17 protein-coding genes and 1 pseudogene are annotated in these 19,368 nt (G+C 62.0%); 7 read left to right on the top strand and 11 right to left on the bottom strand.

Going from position 1 to position 19,368, the window contains the following annotated elements; translation table 11 throughout:
• Positions 1-28 precede the first annotated feature (28 nt).
• Positions 29-1,171: a class C beta-lactamase gene (gene ampC, locus A7D21_RS30430; RefSeq protein WP_053255807.1), complete on the top strand. Its 1,143-nt coding sequence runs from the start codon at positions 29-31 to the stop codon at positions 1,169-1,171.
• 132 nt (positions 1,172-1,303) lie between these two features.
• On the opposite strand, the gene dctM is transcribed toward ampC, so the two are convergent.
• The 8 genes from dctM to A7D21_RS30390 form a co-directional block, all read right to left on the bottom strand.
• A complete protein-coding gene (gene dctM / locus A7D21_RS30425; RefSeq protein WP_053255806.1) occupies positions 1,304-2,584 on the bottom strand; it encodes a C4-dicarboxylate TRAP transporter large permease protein DctM in 1,281 nt (426 codons plus the stop codon).
• A complete protein-coding gene (locus tag A7D21_RS30420) occupies positions 2,584-3,216 on the bottom strand; it encodes a TRAP transporter small permease (protein WP_053255805.1) in 633 nt (210 codons plus the stop codon). Before A7D21_RS30420 ends, dctM begins: the two co-directional genes overlap by 1 nt.
• Positions 3,217-3,391: 175 nt before the next feature.
• The gene (locus A7D21_RS30415; protein WP_069553470.1) at positions 3,392-4,375 is read right to left on the bottom strand and encodes a TRAP transporter substrate-binding protein; all 984 of its coding nucleotides are present in this window, start codon (positions 4,373-4,375) and stop codon (positions 3,392-3,394) included.
• Positions 4,376-4,525: 150 nt separating this feature from the next.
• Positions 4,526-5,341 (bottom strand): CoA ester lyase, encoded by an 816-nt coding sequence (locus A7D21_RS30410; RefSeq protein WP_069553469.1) that lies wholly within the window; start codon positions 5,339-5,341, stop codon positions 4,526-4,528.
• Positions 5,342-5,355: 14 nt separating this feature from the next.
• Positions 5,356-6,549, bottom strand: coding sequence for a CaiB/BaiF CoA-transferase family protein (locus A7D21_RS30405; protein WP_069553468.1), 1,194 nt, complete (start codon positions 6,547-6,549; stop codon positions 5,356-5,358).
• A 9-nt stretch (positions 6,550-6,558) separates the two neighbouring features.
• Positions 6,559-7,908, bottom strand: a complete 1,350-nt coding sequence (locus tag A7D21_RS30400) for an MmgE/PrpD family protein (RefSeq protein WP_069553467.1) — start codon at positions 7,906-7,908, stop codon at positions 6,559-6,561.
• Positions 7,909-7,918: 10 nt separating this feature from the next.
• Positions 7,919-9,082, bottom strand: a complete 1,164-nt coding sequence (locus A7D21_RS30395) for an acyl-CoA dehydrogenase family protein (RefSeq protein ID WP_053255800.1) — start codon at positions 9,080-9,082, stop codon at positions 7,919-7,921.
• A gap of 28 nt (positions 9,083-9,110) precedes the next feature.
• Positions 9,111-9,929, bottom strand: coding sequence for a MaoC family dehydratase N-terminal domain-containing protein (locus A7D21_RS30390; protein WP_053256499.1), 819 nt, complete (start codon positions 9,927-9,929; stop codon positions 9,111-9,113).
• Positions 9,930-10,104: 175 nt separating this feature from the next.
• Between A7D21_RS30390 and A7D21_RS30385 the strand changes: the two genes are divergently transcribed.
• The 4 genes and pseudogenes from A7D21_RS30385 to A7D21_RS30370 all read left to right on the top strand — a co-directional run bounded on the left by A7D21_RS30385 (position 10,105) and on the right by A7D21_RS30370 (position 14,243).
• A complete protein-coding gene (locus A7D21_RS30385) occupies positions 10,105-10,995 on the top strand; it encodes a LysR family transcriptional regulator (protein WP_053255799.1) in 891 nt (296 codons plus the stop codon).
• Positions 10,996-11,027: 32 nt separating this feature from the next.
• Positions 11,028-11,516 (top strand): annotated as a pseudogene (locus A7D21_RS30380) (GFA family protein).
• Positions 11,517-11,610: 94 nt separating this feature from the next.
• Positions 11,611-13,434: a serine hydrolase gene (locus A7D21_RS30375; RefSeq protein WP_069553466.1), complete on the top strand. Its 1,824-nt coding sequence runs from the start codon at positions 11,611-11,613 to the stop codon at positions 13,432-13,434.
• Positions 13,435-13,451: 17 nt separating this feature from the next.
• The gene (locus A7D21_RS30370; protein WP_069553465.1) at positions 13,452-14,243 is read left to right on the top strand and encodes a MipA/OmpV family protein; all 792 of its coding nucleotides are present in this window, start codon (positions 13,452-13,454) and stop codon (positions 14,241-14,243) included.
• 65 nt (positions 14,244-14,308) lie between these two features.
• On the opposite strand, the gene A7D21_RS30365 is transcribed toward A7D21_RS30370, so the two are convergent.
• Positions 14,309-15,586, bottom strand: a complete 1,278-nt coding sequence (locus A7D21_RS30365) for an ATP-binding protein (protein WP_053255795.1) — start codon at positions 15,584-15,586, stop codon at positions 14,309-14,311.
• A complete protein-coding gene (locus A7D21_RS30360; protein WP_053255794.1) occupies positions 15,587-16,294 on the bottom strand; it encodes a winged helix-turn-helix domain-containing protein in 708 nt (235 codons plus the stop codon).
• Positions 16,295-16,451: 157 nt separating this feature from the next.
• On the opposite strand from A7D21_RS30360, the gene A7D21_RS30355 reads away from it, so the two are divergent.
• Positions 16,452-17,651: an MFS transporter gene (locus A7D21_RS30355; protein WP_069553464.1), complete on the top strand. Its 1,200-nt coding sequence runs from the start codon at positions 16,452-16,454 to the stop codon at positions 17,649-17,651.
• Here A7D21_RS30355 and A7D21_RS30350 read toward each other — a convergent pair.
• Positions 17,607-18,209: a tRNA-(ms[2]io[6]A)-hydroxylase gene (locus A7D21_RS30350; RefSeq protein WP_069553463.1), complete on the bottom strand. Its 603-nt coding sequence runs from the start codon at positions 18,207-18,209 to the stop codon at positions 17,607-17,609. The two genes, A7D21_RS30355 and A7D21_RS30350, sit on opposite strands and share 45 nt — an antisense overlap.
• A 157-nt stretch (positions 18,210-18,366) precedes the next feature.
• On the opposite strand from A7D21_RS30350, the gene A7D21_RS30345 reads away from it, so the two are divergent.
• Positions 18,367-19,230, top strand: coding sequence for a universal stress protein (locus A7D21_RS30345; RefSeq protein ID WP_053255791.1), 864 nt, complete (start codon positions 18,367-18,369; stop codon positions 19,228-19,230).
• The last annotated feature ends 138 nt before the right edge of the window (positions 19,231-19,368 follow it).

The following is a 19,368-nucleotide window of genomic DNA, read 5'->3' as shown; positions in this document are numbered from 1 at the left end:
AGCATCATTTATAGGGAAGCGAAGCACCATGAACCACACTGTACAAAAAATGCTGATATCGGCCTTATTGCTCGGCTCCGGCACCTGCATGGCAGACGCCGACATGCGCCAGGTCATCGACACCCGCGTGGCACCGTTGATGCAGCAGCAAGGCATTCCCGGCCTGTCCATCGCCGTGGTCAACAAGGGCAAGGCGCAATACTTTAACTACGGCGTCGCGAACAAGGACACACAACAGCCGGTGACCGAGGACACTCTGTTTGAAATCGGCTCGGTGAGCAAAACCTTCACCGCCACCCTCGGCGGTTATGCCCAGGCGACCGGCAAGCTCAAGCTCTCCGACAAGGCCAGCCAGCACTTGCCCGCGCTGGCCGGCAGCGCCTTCGACCAGATCAGCCTGTTGCAACTGGCGACCTACACGCCAGGCGGGTTGCCCCTGCAGTTTCCCGACGCTGCCGACAGCGCCGAGAACATGCTCGGCTACTTCCAGCATTGGCAACCGACTTACGCGCCGGGCGCACAACGCCTGTATTCCAACCCGAGCATCGGGTTGTTCGGCTATCTGTCGGCGCAAAGCCTTGGCCAGCCGTACAACGTCGCCATGGAGAAAACCCTGCTGCCCAAGCTGGGCCTGAGCAACACCCACGTCAGCGTGCCCGCCGACAAATCCGGCCAGTACGCCCAAGGCTATGACAAGCTCCAGAAGCCTGTGCGCGTGGGCCCCGGCGCACTCGACAGCGAAGCCTATGGCATCAAGACCAGCGCCCAGGACCTGGCTCACTACGTCATGCTGAACATGCACCCGCAAACCCTGGAAAAGCCGCTGCAACAAGCCATCGCGGCCACTCACGCCGGTTACTACACCGTGAACGGCATGACCCAGGGCCTGGGTTGGGAACGCTACCCCTACCCGATCAAACTGAACGCGTTGCTGGACGGCAATTCCACGCCCATGGCGATGGAACCGCACAAGGTCAATTGGCTGACGCCCGCACAGCCGCAACCGGCCAACGTGCTGTACAACAAAACCGGCTCAACCGGTGGTTTTGGAGCGTACGTGGTGTACGTGCCGAGCAAGGATATGGGCGTGGTGATTCTGGCGAACAAGAATTACCCGAATGCTGAGCGGGTCAAGTTGGCCTATACGATCTTGAGCGCGCTGGACCACTAACGCCTGGCAAAAACCAAATGTGGGAGCGGGCTTGCTCGCGATAGCGGAGTGTCAGTCGCCGAATTCATTGGCTGACACGCCCTCATCGCGGGCAAGCCCGGCTCCCACAGGGTATTGCTGCGTTAATGAGTGCTACATCCCCAGCCAGTGCGGCAATGCCAGCGAGATAAACGGCAAATAGGTGACCATGATCAGGAACACCAGCAAGATCATCAGCCACGGCATCGCAGCCCGAATGGTCTGCCCCAGTGTCAGCCCGGTCACCGCCGAGGTCACGAACAGGTTCAACCCCACCGGCGGGTGCACCAGGCCGATTTCCATATTGACCACCATCACAATGCCCAGGTGAATCGGGTCAATACCCAGCTTCATCGCAATCGGGAAGAAGATCGGCGCCAGGATCAGCACGATGGCCGACGGTTCCATAAAGCTGCCCGCCACCAGCAGCACGACGTTGACCATGATCAGGAAGCCAATCGGTGTCAGCCCTTCAGAAATGACCCAGGCGGTAATTTCCTGCGGGATTTGCTCGGTGGTCAACACATGTGCAAAGAGCATGGCGTTGGCAATGATGAACATCAGCATGATCGCCAGCCGGCCAGACTCCAGCAGCACCTTCGGGCAGTCGCGCAGTTTCATGTCCTTGTAGATGAACAAGGCGACAAACGCCGAGTACACCGCCGCCACCGCCGCCGCTTCGGTTGGGGTGAACATGCCGCTGTAGATGCCGCCGAGGATGATCACCAGCAACAGCAAGCCCCAGAAGGCGCGACGCGCACAGCTCAACCACTCACGGAACGTCGCGCGTGGCTGTGCCGGGAGCTTTTTGATGCGCGCAACGATGTAGATCGCGACCATCAGCATCAAGCCCAGCAGCAACCCCGGAATGACCCCGGCCATAAACAGCTTGCCGACCGAGGTTTCGGTGGCTGCCGAGTACACCACCATCACGATTGACGGCGGAATCAGGATGCCCAGCGTGCCGGCGTTACAGATGATCCCGGCGCCGAACTCCTTGGGATAACCAGAGCGCACCATGCCCGCCACAGCGATTGACCCCACCGCCGCCACAGTGGCGGGCGACGAGCCGGACAACGCCGCAAACAGCATGCACGCCAGCACTGCGGCAATCGCCAGGCCGCCACGGATATGGCCGACACAGGCGTTGGCGAAATCAATCAGGCGTTGCGCCACACCACCGGTGGTCATGAACGCCCCGGAGAGCAGGAAGAACGGAATGGCCAGGAAGGTGTAGGCGTCCGAGGTTTCAAACAACTTGATCGCCAGCGAACTCACCGAGTCCTGGCTGAACATCAGGATCGACACGGCGCCGGACAAGCCCAGGGAAATCGCAATCGGCACGCCGAGAAACATGAACACGAACAACAGCAGGAACAAACAGAGCACGGCCATCAGTGACGCTCCTCATGGCTGCCGGCCAACTTGCTGGCCTCACCGGCCTCGTCGGCCAACCCCAACCCGACCTGGCGGTGGGTGAACAGGCGATAGAAAATTTCCAGGTAGCGGATAAACACCAAGGCAAACCCGATGGGCACGATGATCACGATATCGCCAACGTTCACGCCGTACTGGTCGAGGTCTTCGGCGCCGATATCGGCCGTCATCACCGCACTCACCCACTTGTAGCTGGCGACCATGAACAGCCCGGCGTAGGCCAGGCAGCACAGGCACGCGAGCATGCCAAGCAGGCGTTGCACCGGGCGCTTGGTCAGTTTGACCAGTGCATCAACACCCAGGTGGCCGGCGGTGCGCACGCCGTAGGAAATGCCGAAGAAAATCAGCCAGCCGAACATGGCCTTGGTCAGCGCTACGCTCCACGTCATGTCCTGGGCCCAGGTCATGGTGTGGTCACCAAGGGCATTGAAGAACGGGCTGCTGACGGCCCACTTGTCGGCCAGGGAGAAGAACAGTGTGTAGATGTTGTTGAGCATGACGTAGACGAATGTCACCAGGGTCATGGCGGCCAGCAGGAAGGCAATAAAGCCTTCCTCCAGGTGCTCCCAGACGCGCCTTAGCGTTTGCATGGCAAAACCTCGCGAAGCAGAGATAGGTAGGTGCAAGGCTCGGGGTGATCACCGGATCAACATCTGGGCGCGGGCTTGCGCGCGAATGCGGCGTGTCAATCGCCAGTGTCATCCACTGACAGACTGCATTCGCGAGCAAGCCCGCGCTCACATGAGAACGCGGTACGGCCCTGAATTACAGGTTGGAAGCGTCCGCCGCCTTGATCAGGTCAGCCCCGATCTCGCCTTCGAACTTCTGCCATACCGGGCGCATGGCTTCGCGCCACAGCTGGCGTTGCTCGGGGGTCAGTTCGATGATTTCGCTGGTCTTGGCGTCGATGATTTTTTGCTTGGCCGACTGGTTCAGCGCTTCGGCCTGTTTGTTCACCTCGACCGTGACCTCCAGCATGATCTGCTCGAGGGTGGTGCGGATATCCGGTGGCAGGCCGTTCCAGAACTTGGCGTTGGTAATCACCATGTAGTCGATCAGGCCATGGTTGGACTCGGTGAAATACTTCTGCACCTCGTTGACCTTCTGGCTTTCATAGTTCGACCAGGTGTTCTCGGTGCCGTTGACGGTGCCCGTCTGCAGGCCCTGGTAGACCTCGGCGAAACTCATCTTGCGCGGGTTGGCGCGGATCGCCTTGAACTGTTCTTCGAGCACGCTGGAGGCCTGCACGCGGAACTTCAGGCCACGGGCGTCCTTGGGCTCACGCAGGGCCTTGTTCGACGACAGTTGCTTGAGGCCGTTGTGCCAATAGGCCAGGCCGAGGATGTTTTTGTCCTGCATCGAGGTCAGCAAGGCTTTGCCCTGGGCGGCCTGGAAACGGTCGACGGCGGCCAGGTTGTTGAACAGGAACGGCAGGTCGTAGATCTGCACTTGCTTGGTGTATTGCTCGAACTTGGCCAGGGACGGCGCCAGCATCTGCACATCCCCCAGCAACAGTGCTTCCATCTCCTTGCCATCCCCGAACAGCGACGAGTTCGGGTACACCTCGACCTTGACGCGGCCCGGCAGGCGTTCTTCGGCGAGCTTCTTGAACAGCAGCGCGCCCTGGCCTTTGGGGGTGTTTTCGGCGACCACGTGGGCGAACTTGATCACAATCGGGTCCGCCGCCTGGGCCAGGCCCGCGACAAACACAGTGGCGGCGCAGAGCAGCGCCCGAGAAAGCTTGAGCATGGGGAATCACCTTTTTATTGTTGTATTGCAAGGCAAGGTGCCTGATGTAACGCGTGTAGTGAATTTCGAATTTTAGATACCTGCGTTCGGCCTGGCCGAACGCCAATGCACAGCACAATGAAGCGCCACTGTGGCCGCCGGTCTCTTCAGTTAGAGCTGGGCCGCCAGCAACCTTTGCGCGCGCAGCAGCACCGGGGCATCCACCATCTGCCCATCAATCTGATAGGCCCCTGCCCCGTGCGCACCGGCGTCCACCACGCGCTTGGCCCAGGCCAGGTCTTCGGCGCTCGGTGCCAAGGCTGCATGGATCAGTGCAACCTGCCTGGGATGAATGCACAGCGCGCCGGCAAAGCCCATTTCATAGGCATGCCGAATCGCGCGACGCAAACCTTCAGGGTCGTCGATGGCCGGGTGCACACCGTCCAGCGGCGCGACCAACCCGGCCGCGCGCGAATGCACGATCAACGTCAAGCGGGCCTGGTCGAGGGCGAATTGCGCGGCCGGGGAATGGCTGCTCAGGTTCAGGTCGAGGGCCAAGTCCAGGCCGCCAAATGACAGACGCTCAACGTGCGGCGCATGGGCGATTTCGGCCACGGCCAGCAAGCCCCGGGCACTTTCGATAATGGGCCAGATGACTTTGCCGGCGGCCGCCACCACCGCCACTTGGGCAGCACTCTCTACCTTCGGCAGCAGCACGCCCGCCACATTCGCATGGGCTTTGCAGAACGCCACATCGGCGAAATGCTCGGCATGTTCCGGCGCATTGATGCGCACCCACACCTGGGCCTCTGGATGCTGTTGCAAAAACACCCCGAGGTTATCCCGTGCCTGACGCTTGAGCGGTTCTTCCACGGCGTCTTCAAAATCTACAATCACCGCATCAGCGCCACTGGCCAACGCTTTGGCAAACCGCTCCGGGCGGCTGCCGGGGACAAACAAGGCGGAACGAACGACAGGCTTTGGCATCACTGAATTCCTTATTAAATAACGCCGCGGGTACGCAGACGGTCGATGGCGTCACCCGAATAACCGAGCTGAGCGAGGATGGCCTGGCTGTGCTGACCCAGCGCCGGCACTGCATCCATGCGTGGCGTGAAGGCGGCATTACGCGCCGGCGGCAGTAATGACGGGAGTGGACCGGCCGGGCTGGCGACTTCACGCCAGCTGTCACGCGCCTTGAGTTGCGGGTGGTCCCACACGCCTTGCATGTCGTTAACCCGTGCGCTGGCGATCTGCGCATCTTCCAGGCGCTGGATCACCGCCTCGACGTCCAGCTGCGCAAAGCTGTCATGGATAATCTGGCGCAGCGCGTCGCGGTTGGCCGAACGCTTGAAGTTGGCGCTGAAGCGCTCGTCAGTCGCCAGCGATGGGGTGAGCAGCACCTTGTCGCAAAACGCCGCCCATTCGCGCTCATTCTGCAACCCGAGCATCACCGTGCCGCCGTCGCCGGTGGGAAACGGCCCGTAAGGGTAGATCGTCGAATGCGCCGCCCCGGCACGCGGCGGCTGAGGCGCGCCGTCGAACGCGTAGTACATCGGGTAGCCCATCCACTCCACCAGACTTTCCAGCATGCTCACGTCAATGCGGCTGCCCTTGCCGGTTTTACCGCGCAGCAACAACGCAGAAAGGATGCCGCTGTAGGCGTACATGCCGGCGGAGATATCGGCGATGGAACAACCGGCCTTGGCCATCTGGTCGTCGCCCGGGCCGCCGGTGACCGACAGAAACCCGCCCTCGCTCTGGATCAGCAAGTCATAGGCCTTCTTTTTCTCGTAAGGCCCACCTTCGCCATAACCGGAAATGTCGCAGACAATCAGGCGTGGAAACCGCTCCTGCAGCGCCTCGAACGACAGGCCCATGCGCGCTGCCGCACCGGGCGCGAGGTTCTGCACCAGCACATCGGCGTCGGCCAGCAGGGTTTCGAGAATATCGCCCGCCTCGTCCTGCTTGAGGTCCAGGGTCAGGCTTTCCTTGGAACGGTTAGTCCACACGAAATGCGAGGCCAGGCCGCGTACGCGCTCGTCGTAACCACGGGCAAAGTCACCGGCCCCGGGGCGTTCGATCTTGATCACACGGGCGCCCAGGTCCGCCAACTGGCGGGTGCAAAATGGCGCCGCAATCGCGTGTTCCAGGCTGACAACGGTGATGCCGTCCAGCGGTCGTTGATTAGTCATGAAGAGTCCTCAAAGCCAGTCGGCCAGGGACGCTGCGTCGCGCAGGTTCCAGACCTTTTCGATCAGTGCGTCAGCTTCGGCCGGTGTGCGCGCGCCGCTGAATTGGATGAGGCGCCGGAACTTATCCGCCAGTTCCACACGGCTCAGCGTGTTGCCCGGGTCACCTTTGGGCTCGTCGATGGCGCCGTGCAGCGTGCGGCCGTCGACCGTGGTGACAGTCACGCGGCCCAGCCAGCGTTGCGGGTAGGCGCGGTCGACCTCGGGGTCGAGGGTCATGCTGACCTTGTCGCGAAAGGCCCAAACAGCCGGGTCGCTCAGTGCGCATTCATGGAACTCGGTCAGCCCGGCCTTGCCATGCACTGCGAGCAGGCCGAGCACGGTGCCCATGGAGAATTTGGCCTGGTGCACGCTGGTCGGCACGTTCACACGCCCCAGCACGTCGATGGCGCCTTGATGGACACGGGTTTGCACATGGGCGATCTGTTCGGCGCGCAGCCCGTTGCGCTGCATCACCTCCAACAGCGCGTCGGCGCCCGGATGGGTGTGGCGGCACGAGGCGTGGAACTTGAACGAGGTTTCCAGCAACGCCCAACGGCTGCCGAGTTCGGCTGACAACTTGGCAGGCGTGGCGTCACTGGACATGCCCGCCGCCAGGCCCTGGTCGCCTTCAAGGATATTGCGCGCGCCGGTCAGCCCGTCCGCCGTGAGGTAGGCCGCGAGCAAGCCATCCGCCGCCGCTTTGGCGGTGTGCAATTGTTTGGAGTCGGCGGCGTCGCGCAGGAACTCCCACAGCCCGGCGGCCTGGGTGCCGGCAGTGCCCAGCAGGTTAATGAATTGCTCTTGGTTGAAATCCAGTAACTTGCCCACGGCGACAGCCGCGGCCAACGTGCCGACGGTGGCCGTGGTGTGGAAGATTCGATAGTGGGAACGCCCCATGAATTCACCGATGCGAATCCCCGCTTCATAACCGGCCACCGAGGCCAGGAGCAACGCGCGGCCGGATTTTCCGAGGTCTTGCGCGGCGGCTAACGCGGCCGGAAACACCACGGTCGCCGGGTGCAGCACGGAGCTGTTGTGCAGGTCGTCCTGCTCCACCAGGTGCGACGCCGCCGCGTTCACCAGGGCGGCGAAATACGCGCTGCTGCTGCCACCGCTGACGATGACCTGGGCCGGGCCACGGCTCGGCCCCATCTTTTGCGCATAGCGTTCGAACAACGTAATCGGGTGCGCGCCCTTGCTCGCCAAGGCAGACGCCAGCCAATCCAGATACAGGTCTTCGGCACGCGCCAGGACGTTGTCGGGCAACTGCGCGTAGCTCAACTCGGCCAGGAATCGACACAGGGCTTGGGTGTGGCTCATGGTCCGTCCCTCAGAAGCTGCGTGGCAGTTCGAGCAAATGCTCGGCCACGTAGGACAGGATCAGGTTGGTAGAGATCGGCGCCACCTGGTACAGGCGCGTCTCGCGAAATTTGCGTTCCACGTCGTACTCGCAGGCAAAGCCAAACCCGCCGTGGGTTTGCAGGCAGGCGTTGGCCGCTTCCCAGGACGCCTTGGCGGCCAGGTATTTGGCCATGTTGGCGCTCGCCCCGGCCGGCTTGCCGCTGTCGTACTCCTCGCAGGCACGCCAGCGCATCAGGTCCGCCGCTTCGATTTCGATATGTGCTTCGGCAATCGGGAACTGCACGCCCTGGTTCTGCCCGATCGGCCGGCCAAACACCACCCGGTCGCGGGCGTAGGCACTGGCCTTTTCGATAAACCAACGGCCGTCGCCAATGCACTCGGCAGCGATCAGCGTGCGTTCGGCATTCAGACCGTCGAGGATGTATTTAAAGCCCTTGCCCTCCTCACCAATCAGGCTATCGAGTGGCAGCTCCAGGTTGTCGAAGAACAGCTCGTTGGTTTCGTGGTTGACCATATTGGCGATGGGCTGCACGGTCAGGCCGTTGCCGATGGCCTCGCGCAGGTCGACGAGGAAGATCGACATGCCTTCGGACTTTTTCTTCACCTCAGCCAACGGCGTGGTGCGCGCCAGCAGGATCATCAGGTCGGAATGCTGCACCCGCGAGATCCACACCTTTTGGCCGTTGATCACGTACTTGTCACCGCGTTTGATCGCGGTGGTCTTGATTTTGGTGGTGTCGGTGCCGGTGGTGGGCTCGGTGACGCCCATCGACTGCAGGCGCAATTCACCGCTGGCCAGTTTGGGCAGATAGAAGCTTTTTTGTGCTTCGCTGCCATGCCGCAGCAAGGTGAACATGTTGTACATCTGGCCGTGAACGGTGCCGGAGTTGCCGCCGCAGCGGTTCACTTCTTCAAGAATTACCGACGCTTGCGTCAGGCCCAGACCGGAGCCGCCGTAAGCTTCAGGGATCATTGCCGACAGCCAGCCGGCGTCGGTCAGGGCTTTGACGAAGGCTTCGGGGAAGCCTTTTTGATCGTCGATCCTGCGCCAGTAAGCGGCATCGAATTCGGCGCACAACGCGCGTACACCGTCGCGAATGGCATTGAGTTCTTCGTTGTCATTGGGGTTCATTCACGGCTCTCCGCCTGGTGTTCTTGGCTTATTCGAAGTGGATTTCAGCGGTCTGCGCCAGGCCGTCGGCGTTACCGGCCCACAGTGCGGCGACGCCCGGTTCGGTAACCCGCCCGCCGACTGCAAAGGGCTGTGGCGCGATCAGCGGGCGCACGCCGCGATAGGCAAAGCGACGCACGCTCGCGTCGGGATGCGCACGGCAAAACGCGCGCAGGCTCAGCGTGGCGATCAGCGGGCCGTGCACCACCAGCCCCGAGTAGCCTTCGGTGCCGGTGACGTAGGGGTAGTCGTAATGGATGCGGTGGCCGTTGAAGGTCACGGCGCTGTAGCGAAACAGCAGGGTGGGCGTGGGGTTGATCGACTCCTGCCATTCACCTTGGGCGAGTGCCTCGCCATTGCCCTGCTTGGGTGGCGTGGGCTCGCGGTAGACGATGTCCTGTTCTTCGCGAATGGCCAGGCGACCGTCCTGGGAATAGTCATGACGCACCGTGACAAACAGCAGCGAGCCGGTGCGGCCGGTTTTTTCTTCGACGTGGGTAATGGTCGACACGCGGCTCGCCGCCTCACCGGCACGCAAGGCATGCAGGAACTCGATACGCCCACCGGCCCACATCCGATTGCGGTTATCGGCAGCAGGCAGAAAGCCGCCACGGGCCGGGTGGCCGTCGGTGCCCAAGGCCGATTCCGGCAGCGGGTCCTGGAAAAAACACCACTGCCACAGCGGCGGTAGGTCCGCGCCGTCTTCGGGCACGGCCTCGCCGAAGGTGGCGGCAATGCGCTTGAGCAGGTTATGGCTTAAATGGTCGTGGGCGGTTTCGCTTCGGCCGATCCAATCAGTGGCGCTCATCGGGTGCAGGTCCTCGGGCAGTGGGTGTCTGCTGCGGATCATGCAAGCGCCTGCCCGTTCTGAGAATTTGCATTTCAATAAACCAGCGTTCGGTTATGCTGAACGCCACTCACAACACTGCACCTTCAGGGTGGGTGTTTATTGCGATGCGATTCGTGTACACACCGGAGCCGCCATGCACTTCGATCTCGCCGACCTGCGCCTGTTTATCCATATCGCCGAATCCCCCAGCCTGACTCAGGGCGCCAAGCGTGCGTTTCTGTCGCCGGCCGCCGCGAGCGCGCGGATCAAGGCGCTGGAAGGCCAGTTGGATACGCGCCTGTTGTACCGCGACAGCCGTGGCGTGGAAATCACCCCGGCGGGCGAACGCTTGCTGCACCATGCGCGGCTGATCATGCGCCAGGTGGATTACCTGAAAAGCGAGTTCACCCAATACGGCGTGGACTCCGCCGGGCATATCCGCATCTTCGCCAACACCACGGCGGTGACCGAGTTTCTGCCGGAAGTGCTGGCGGGCTTTTTGTCCCAGCGCCCGGGCGTGACCGTCGACCTGCAAGAGCGGCTGTCCCGCGATATCGTGCGCGGCGTGCTCGATGGCACCAGCGACATGGGCATCATCGCCGGGCCGGTGGAAGCGGCGGGCTTGCAAGTGTTGCACTTCAGCACGGATCAATTGGTGTTGATGGTGCCCGTGGGCCACCCGCTGGCCAGCCAGCCCTGCGTGACCTTGGAGCAAACCCTCGCGTACCAGCATATCGGCCTGCACGAGGGCAGCACCTTGTTGAGTTTTCTGCGTGAACACGTGGAGCGCGTGGGCAAGCACTTGTCGCTGCGTATCCAGGTGTCGAGTTTCGAAGCGATCTGCCGGATGGTCGAGGCCGGCGTGGGCATCGGCATCATTCCCGAATCTGCCGCCGTGCGGCACAGCCGCACCATGCAGTTGGTGACGGTGAAGCTGGATGAGCCCTGGGCCATTCGCGAGCGCAGTATCCTGGTGCGTGAACTGGAAGCACTGCCCGGCACCATTCGCGCGTTGATTGCGACGTTGATGCCGCAAAGCGCCTAAGCTCAACAGTCACCTTGCCCGAGGAGACGCCCATGCACCTTGAAGGATCCTGCCATTGCGGCGCGGTCACGTTCAGCCTGACCAGCCAGCACCCCTACCCCTACCAACGCTGCTACTGCTCGATTTGCCGCAAGACCCAGGGCGGCGGCGGTTATGCGATCAACCTCGCGGGGGATGCGCAAAGCCTGAAGGTTTAGGGCCGCAAACACATTTCGACCTACCACGCCCGCCTCAAACCGGATGGCGCCAGCCGCGCCCATGCCAGTACTGCCGAACGGCATTTCTGCGCGCAATGCGGCAGTGCGTTGTGCCTGTTCAGCCCGGAGTGGCCGGAACTGATCCACCCCTTCGCCTGCGCCATCGACACACCGTTGCCGGTACCGCCGCAACACACGCATTTGATGCTTGGCTCCAAGGCCCCATGGGTCGAAGTCAGCGTGCGCAAAGGCGACTTGCAGTTCGATGAATACCCCGAAGAGTCCATCGCCCAGTGGCATACGCGGTTAGGGTTGACGCGTTAACAGTCTTTGACAGTTTCCCGACAAAGCTCTCAAAGATTGTTGGCCGGCTGCGCCCTAGCATTCGAGCATCCAAACCACCATCCGGGTGCTCTTCATGTTTCGCACGTTGCGCGGTATTCCGCTCTTGGGTTGCCTGCTCGGCAGTATCGGTTGCCATGTGCAACCGCCTGCCCCGCCGCCGATTCCCAAAGGCGATTACGGCGCGATCATTCGTTACCTGCAAACCCGCATTCCCCAGGACATGGCGAGTGAAAATGTACCCGGTCTGTCAATTGCGCTGGTCAACGGCCAGGAGCTGATCTGGGCGCGAGGCTTCGGTGTGGCCGACAAGGCCCAAGGGGTGCCGGTCACACCCAATACGGCGTTTCGCGCCGGCGGCATCGCCAAGCTGCTCACCGCCACGGCAGCGCTGCAACTGGTCGAGCAACAGCGCCTGACCCTGGATGCGCCGATCCAGCAGACGCTGCGCGAGTTCTACGTGCGCTCGCGCTTTCACAGCGACCCGGCGGCCGCCGACCGTGATATCACCCTGCGTCGCTTGCTCAGCCACCAGTCCGGCTTGCCCAGCGAACACCTGCGCGACCTGCGCAGCACCTTCGCCATGGGCCAGATGCCGATGCGCGTGGCCGGCGTTTGGCTGAGCAGCCCGCCAGGCTCGCAAGTCGCCTATTCCAACCTGGGTTACTCGTTGGTCGGCGCCGCGATTGAGCGCAGCAGCGGTAAAAGTTTCGAAGCCCAATTACAACGCAGCCTGCTCAAGCCACTGGAGATGAACCAGTCGAGTTTTGTCGGCACCGGTACGCAGTTGAGCTTTCGCGCCCTGGGCTACGAAGACGGTGTACCGAGTACCGATGCACACGTGCGGGACCTCGCTGCCGGGGGGTTGTGGGCAAGCCCCAAAGACCTCAGCCACTACGTGCAGATGCTGTTCGCCCAAGGCCTCTATAAAGGTCAGCGCGTGGTGGGCAGTGCATCGATTGATGAGATGTTCACCCAGCAAAACACCGGCAATGCGCTGGATTTCGATTGCCAGATGGGCCTCGGTTGGTTTTTGGCACCGTGCGGCGATGAACCGATCGGCCCCGGTGTGCGCACCTACCAGCACAGTGGCGGCGGCGACGATTTTGCCGCGCAATTGAGCGTGCTGCCGGACCAGCAATTGGCGGTGATCATCATGGCCAATGACGGCAACGCCGAAGAACTGGTCGCCCGTATGGCCACCGAAACGCTGCGCCTGATGCTGCAGGCGCAAACCGGCCAATCCATCTGCGCCGACGACTGCCAGGCACCCGAGCATGGGCTCAAGTTACGTCACGTGCCGGCCGCCATCGACCGCAAGCGCCTGGCGGGCTTTTATGCCACCGCCTGGGGTGTGTTCCGAATCAAGGATGACCATAACCGGCTGGCTGGCGAGCTGGCCGGGTTCGACTTTGAATTGTTGCGCGATGAGCACGGCTGGCTGCGCGCGCAGAAAAAAGTCCTCGGCTTCTGGCTCAAGGACCTCGGCGAACTGGGCCGCGTGCAGTTGGACGTGGTCACCGTGCAAGGCCGCCAGATGCTCACTGCCCGTAGCCACGGCCAGCGCCTTGCCATCGGTGAACGCATCGAACCGCCGCCGTTGCCAGTGGCGTGGGCTGACACCATCGGCACCTACCAGGTGCTCAGCACCCATGAGCCCGACGCGCCGTTGAGCGGTATCAGCGTGCGCCTCGAAGAAGGCTTCCTGGTGATTCGCGGCCAATTGCACAACGAGCCGCTGACCGATTACATCCTGCTCCCCGTCGACAACGCCCACGCGGTGCTGGCTGGCAACGGCTATGGCCTGGGCGACACCGTGAGCCGCCAGGTCAACGGCCTCAGCGCTTCGGGCTACGCCTTCAAACGTACGCAATCGCCCCACAACCTCTTGAGTTTCTAACACGGAAGAACCGCCTGATGCGCCCAAAAAACCTGTGCCTGTCATTCACCTCACTGTGCCTGCTCGCCGCCGCCGACACCGCGATTGCCGAAGACTGGCAATACAGCCTCAAGGCCGGCGTGGCCAACGCGCCACGCTACAGCGGCAGCGACGAACGCATGACCGCGCCAGTGCTGGGCGGCAAAATCGTCAGCCCCTGGGGAATCTTCCTCGATACCAGCAAGGGCTTGGGCTGGGGTTACGAAGGCAATGCCCTGAGTTTCAGCGCCTATGTCGGCCCCAGTGCCTCGCGCAAGGATAAAAACCAGCGTTTGCAGGCCGGCTCCAACCGCCTCATAGGCATGGGCGAGATCAAGTCGCGCGCGCAATTGGGCGTCAGTGCGGCCTACAACCTGGGCGGCGTGATAGTCGGCGCGACCCTGGAACACGCACTCAAGGAAGATGCCCACAAGGACACCGGCAAGGCTTACACCCACCTGGAACTGAACCTGGGCACCACGCTTTATGAGGGCCGCTTCGGCTCCGTCGATGCCGGCCTCAGCAGCCACTTTGGTGACCGTGAATACCTGCAGACCTGGTATGGCGTGACCACCGGCCAGGCGGCGCAAAGCCGCTTTAAGGCCTACAAGGCCGGTGCGGGCAATATCAGCAATGGCATGAACCTGGTGTGGAGCCTGCCGATCAGTGAGCACACCCAGTTCTCGACCTTGCTGGATGTGCAGTACCTGGCCGATGCCGCGGGCAAAAGCCCGATTGTGGAACGACGCTTGCAGACGTCGCTGATGGGCATTGTGGAATACACGTTCTGATCGGGTAGCACGATAAACCTGGGGGCGCTGGCTAGCCGGCGCCCCCAGCCTGCTCACCTCAAGCCTTACTCGGCATACGCCCACGTCATCCGAAACGACGCCCCGCCCCACTCTGAATCGAGCACTTCGACCTGCCCGCCGTGCCACTGGCTGACCCGTTTGACCAGCGCCAGGCCCAAGCCGAACCCGCCCGTGCGGCGGTCGCGGCTGGTGTCCAGACGCAGGAAGGGCTCGAAGATCTTGGCGCGACCGTCCAACGGCACACCCGGGCCGTCGTCATTGACCTGCACCGCGTAACCGCTGCCGAACGCGACCAACGACACTTCCACACGGCGCTCGGCATAACGAATGGCGTTGCGCAGCAGGTTGATCACCGCGCGGGCCATAAAGCGCGGTTCGATCTGGATAAAGTCGACCTCGCACGTGCGCAACGTCAGCTGCACCCCCGCCGCTTCCGCCTCCAGGGCCACGCTGCCGATGACGCTGTCGAGCCAACTGTGGGCTTCGATATTTTCCCGGGTGACCTGGGTGGCGCCGCGCTCGAGGCTGGCGTAGGTGAGCAGCTCGGAGACCATTTCTTCCAGTTCGCCCAGGTCGGCATACATGTCGGCGATCAGCTCGCGGCTCTGGCGCGGGTCGGCCTGTTGCTTGAGTTGGTCGAGTTCGAAGGACAAGCGCGCAATCGGCGTGCGCAGCTCGTGGGAGACAGCGTTGGTCAGTTCGCGCTGGTTGGCGATCAGGCTTTCGATGCGCTCGGCCATCTGGTTGAAGTGCCCGGCCAGCTCACGCACTGTGGAGCGGCGCGGCAGCAGGATGCGCGACGCCAGGTCGTTGTCACCGAAGCGTTGCGCGGCCAGGCGAATATGCTCCAGGTCGCGCCAGTGCGGGCGTACCCAGAAATACAGGACGATGGCCAGGCACACCCCGAGAAAACCGTATGCCCACATGTATAGCCATTTGGGTTCTTCGGGCAACTTGATGTCCAGCAATTGCGGGCCGTCATCGATCGTGGTCAGGAACTCCATGAAGTCGCCACGCACCACCAACTGGCCGTCCGCCAAGAGTTTTTGCTCGCGCTCGTCCAGCGCCAGGCTATCGCGCGACACCAACTTCAGGCGCAACCCGTAATGGGGTTGCAGTTCTGCCAGCCGAGCGTCCCGGGCCGGCCCTTGCAGAGGCCGCAGTTGTTCGACCAGGCCGTAAGCCGGGCCGCGCAGGGCTTCGCGGTTATACACCTCGTTGGCCTCGGGCAATAACTCGTCGAAGGTGTAGTTGACCAACCAGATTGCCCCGGCCAGACCGAGCGCCAGAATCACATACAGGCGCAGAAACAGGCGCAGCATCTAAACCTCCCACGCAAACGGATTGAACAGGTAACCCTTGCCCCAAATCGTCTTGATGCACACCGGCTCGCGCGGGTTGTCGTTGAGCTTGTTGCGCAATTTGCTGATGTAGACGTCGACGCTGCGGTTGAGGCCGTCAAACGCGATACCGCGCATGCGGTTGAGAATGTCGTCGCGGGAGAGGATTTTCCCCGCGCTGCTGGCCAACAACCACAGCAACTCGAACTCCATGGTGGTGAGGTCGATCGTCTCATCGCCCAGGCTGACCACCCGGCAACTGCGATCAATCGACAATCGACCAAACGCCAACGAACCCCGCACGGTGGGTTCGGGCACCTGGCGGCGTTGCAGGGCCCGCAAGCGTGCCAGCAATACCGGCGGCTTGATGGGTTTGATCACATAGTCGTCGGCCCCGGACTCCAGGCCCAGAATATGGTCGAGGTCATCTTCCTTGGCGGTCAGGATCACGATGGGTGTGTCGGACACATTACGAATCTCGCGGCACACGTGCAGGCCGCTCTGGCCGGGCAACATGAGGTCGAGCACGACGATTTTCGGCTTGAAGTCGAGGAATGCCGCCAGGGCCTGATCGCCGCGGTGCACCACGCGCACCTCGAAACCGTGTTGTGACAGGAAATGCGCGATCAGCCCTGCCAGCTTTTCATCGTCCTCAACGAGCAGGACTTTGCCCAGACCCAGGTTTTCCATAAATTCTCAGTGTGGATGCGCGGATTGAAGTGCGGGCATTATAGGTGGCAAGCTGGCCAACAGAAGCAACCGGCCATTACGGGCCGACGAAGCTTCATGCTTTTAAGAGTTTTTAACAAATACTCCGCAATCTTTAACGCCATTCACAGGGAGTTGTATGCGCAAGGATTACCTGGCGTTTTTTGTTTCGCTGTTCCTGTCGCGGCTGGCCGACCAGATTCTGTTGTTTATCGTGCCATTGATCGTGTTCCAGACTACCCAGAGTGTTGCCTGGGCGGGGCTGGCGTTCTTTGTCGAGTCACTGCCGCGTTACCTGGCGTTCCCGGTGTGCGGCGCCGTGTGCGACAAGTTCTCGCCGGTGCGCATCCTGCACATCAGCCAGGTTTACCGGGCGCTGGCCTGTGGGGTGGCGGTGGCGTTGTACGGGGTGTTCGACGGCATTTACTGGCTGGTCATGCTGTCGGCGCTGTGCGGGGTGCTGACCACCCAGGGCATCATGGCGCGGGAAGTACTGATGCCGCATATTTTCAAACACTACACCTACACCAAGACCCTCTCCTATTCGCAAATTGCCGATCAGAGCGGCCTGGTGCTCGGCCCATTGGTGGCCGCGCTGATGCTCGAAGTCTGGGCGTGGCACTGGGTGGTGCTGGGGGTTGCCGGGCTGTTTGTGCTGGCAGACCTGGCGATGCGGGTTTGGCAGCGCACGAGTGCGGTGACCCTGGAAACCTTCGAGCAGCATCAGGACATCTGGCTGCACCCGCTGCGCATCGCCTTCCGGCATATCCGCAACCTGGTGGAATTGAAGCGCATCATCACGCTGGCAGTGGGTGTGAACCTGATCATTGGGGTGACGCTGGCGACTTCAGCGGCGATGGTCACCGGCCAGTTTGCCGCCGGCAAGGATGCCTATGCCTTGCTGCAGGCGGCGGGCGCGGTGGTGACGATCGCCATTCTGTTTTACCTGGCTCGCGCCGCACTGCCGTTGAAGGTATTGGGCGGGCTGTCGTACTCGATGATTGCCGTGGGCGCGTTGATCACGGCCATCAGCCCCGGGGTTTGGGCCTATACCGTCGGGTTCCTGCTGATCACCGGCTTCGACAAGATGTTCAACGTGTACCTGCGCAGCACCCGTCAGCGGGTGATTCCGGTACAGGACTTTGGCAAGACGGTGGGGGTTATCACATTGTTGAACAACCTCGCCCAGCCGCTGGCGGGCCTGGCTATTGCCGTGCTGGCCGCACCGTTGGGCACGCAGACGGTGATCCTGCTGTTAACCGGCATCACGGCACTGATTGGCGTGGCCGTGGCCTCAGGCTGGCACGCCACTGTGAAAGCGGAACTCGACGTCGGGTGATTCGATGAGTGCCTGCTCGGCGGCCCTTACCCGCTCGATCACCTGAGCGATGTCCTTGGCGTCACCGTACTGGTACGCCAGCTTCAAGTAACCCTGAAAGTGCCGCGCCTCGCTTTTGAGCAATCCGAAATAGAACTTGCCGAGTTCGTCGTCCAAATGCGGCACCAATGCTTCGAAACGCTCGCAACTGCGCGCTTCGATAAAGGCCCCGACCACCAGCGTATCCACCAGTTTGACCGGCTCGTGGCTGCGCACCACTTTGCGCAAACCCGAGGCATAACGGCCGGCGTGCAGCTGGCGCAGCTCGATCTTGCGCTTTTTGATCAGGCGCATCACTTGTTCGTGGTGCACCAGCTCTTCGCGGGCCAGTCGCGACATCATATTGATCAGGTCAACATGGGCGTGGTACTTGGCGATCAGGCTCAGGGCGGTGCTGGCGGCTTTGAATTCGCAGTTCTTGTGGTCGATCAGCAGGGTTTCCTGATCGGCCAACGCGGCCTGGACCCAGGCGTCGGGGGTGCGGCAGCCGAGGAATTCGTGGATTTCGGGCAGGTTCATCGGGCTCACGGGCAAAAGGATCACAAAAGGGCGCCGATTATACCGACCCCGCTGCAGACCACCAGCCGCAGGCGTTGATGTGCATCAACATGACGTCTGGCGGGCAGCAACTATAGTTGTCCCAGGCCCCTTTATTTGCGTCTCTGGAGATCCGTCCATGCAAGCCATCCGCAGCATCCTGGTGGTCATCGAGCCCGAGCATTCGGAAAGCCTGGCCCTCAAGCGCGCCAAGTTGATCGCCGGGGTCACCGGCGCACATCTGCATTTGCTGGTCTGCGACAAAAAACACGAGCATTCGGCGATGCTGAGCCTGCTCAAGTCCGGCTTGCAGGAAGACGGCTACAACGTGACCACCGAACAAGCCTGGAATGACAGCCTGCATGAAACCATCATCGATGTGCAGCAGGCCGAGGGCTGTGGCCTGGTGATCAAGCAACACTTCGCCGACAGCCCGCTGAAAAAGGCCTTGCTGACGCCGGCGGACTGGAAACTGCTGCGCTACTGCCCTAGCCCGGTGCTGCTGGTGAAAACGTCAACGCCCTGGGCCGACAAAGTCGTGCTGGCGGCAATTGATGTGGGCAACAGCGATAGCGAGCACCAGGCGTTGCACAACACCATCATCGACCACGGCTTCGACATTGCACGCCTGGCCAAGGCGCAATTGCACGTGATCAGCGCCCATCCGTCGCCGATGTTGTCGGCGGCCGACCCGACCTTCCAGCTCAAGGAAACCATCGAGGCGCGCTATCGCGAGCAGTGCAAGGCGTTCCAGGCCGAGTTCGACGTGGATGACGCGCACCTGCATATCGAAGAAGGCCCGGCTGATGTATTGATCCCCCATGCGGCACATGCGTTGCAGGCGGCGGTGACCATCATCGGCACCGTGGCGCGCACCGGGATTTCCGGGGCGCTGATCGGCAATACGGCGGAAGTGGTGCTGGATGCAGTGGAAGGCGATGTGCTGGTGCTCAAGCCGCAGGAGTTGATGGATCATCTGGAGGAGCTGGCTAACAAAGCCTGAGACAGCCCCTTAAAACGATGAGGCGCCCGTGTGGGGGCGGGTTTGCCTGCGTTAGCCATAGGTATATACGTGTTTTTTTACGGGTTGAGTGCTGTGGTTGTCGGGGGGCACGCTGCGTACATATCCGTTGTTTGGGTC

It is taken from the genome of Pseudomonas sp. AP19 (assembly GCF_001728855.1).
In the GTDB taxonomy this organism is placed as follows: domain Bacteria; phylum Pseudomonadota; class Gammaproteobacteria; order Pseudomonadales; family Pseudomonadaceae; genus Aquipseudomonas; species Aquipseudomonas fluorescens.
Note: the sequence above shows the minus strand (reverse complement) of the source record. Positions and strands in the feature narration are given on the sequence as shown.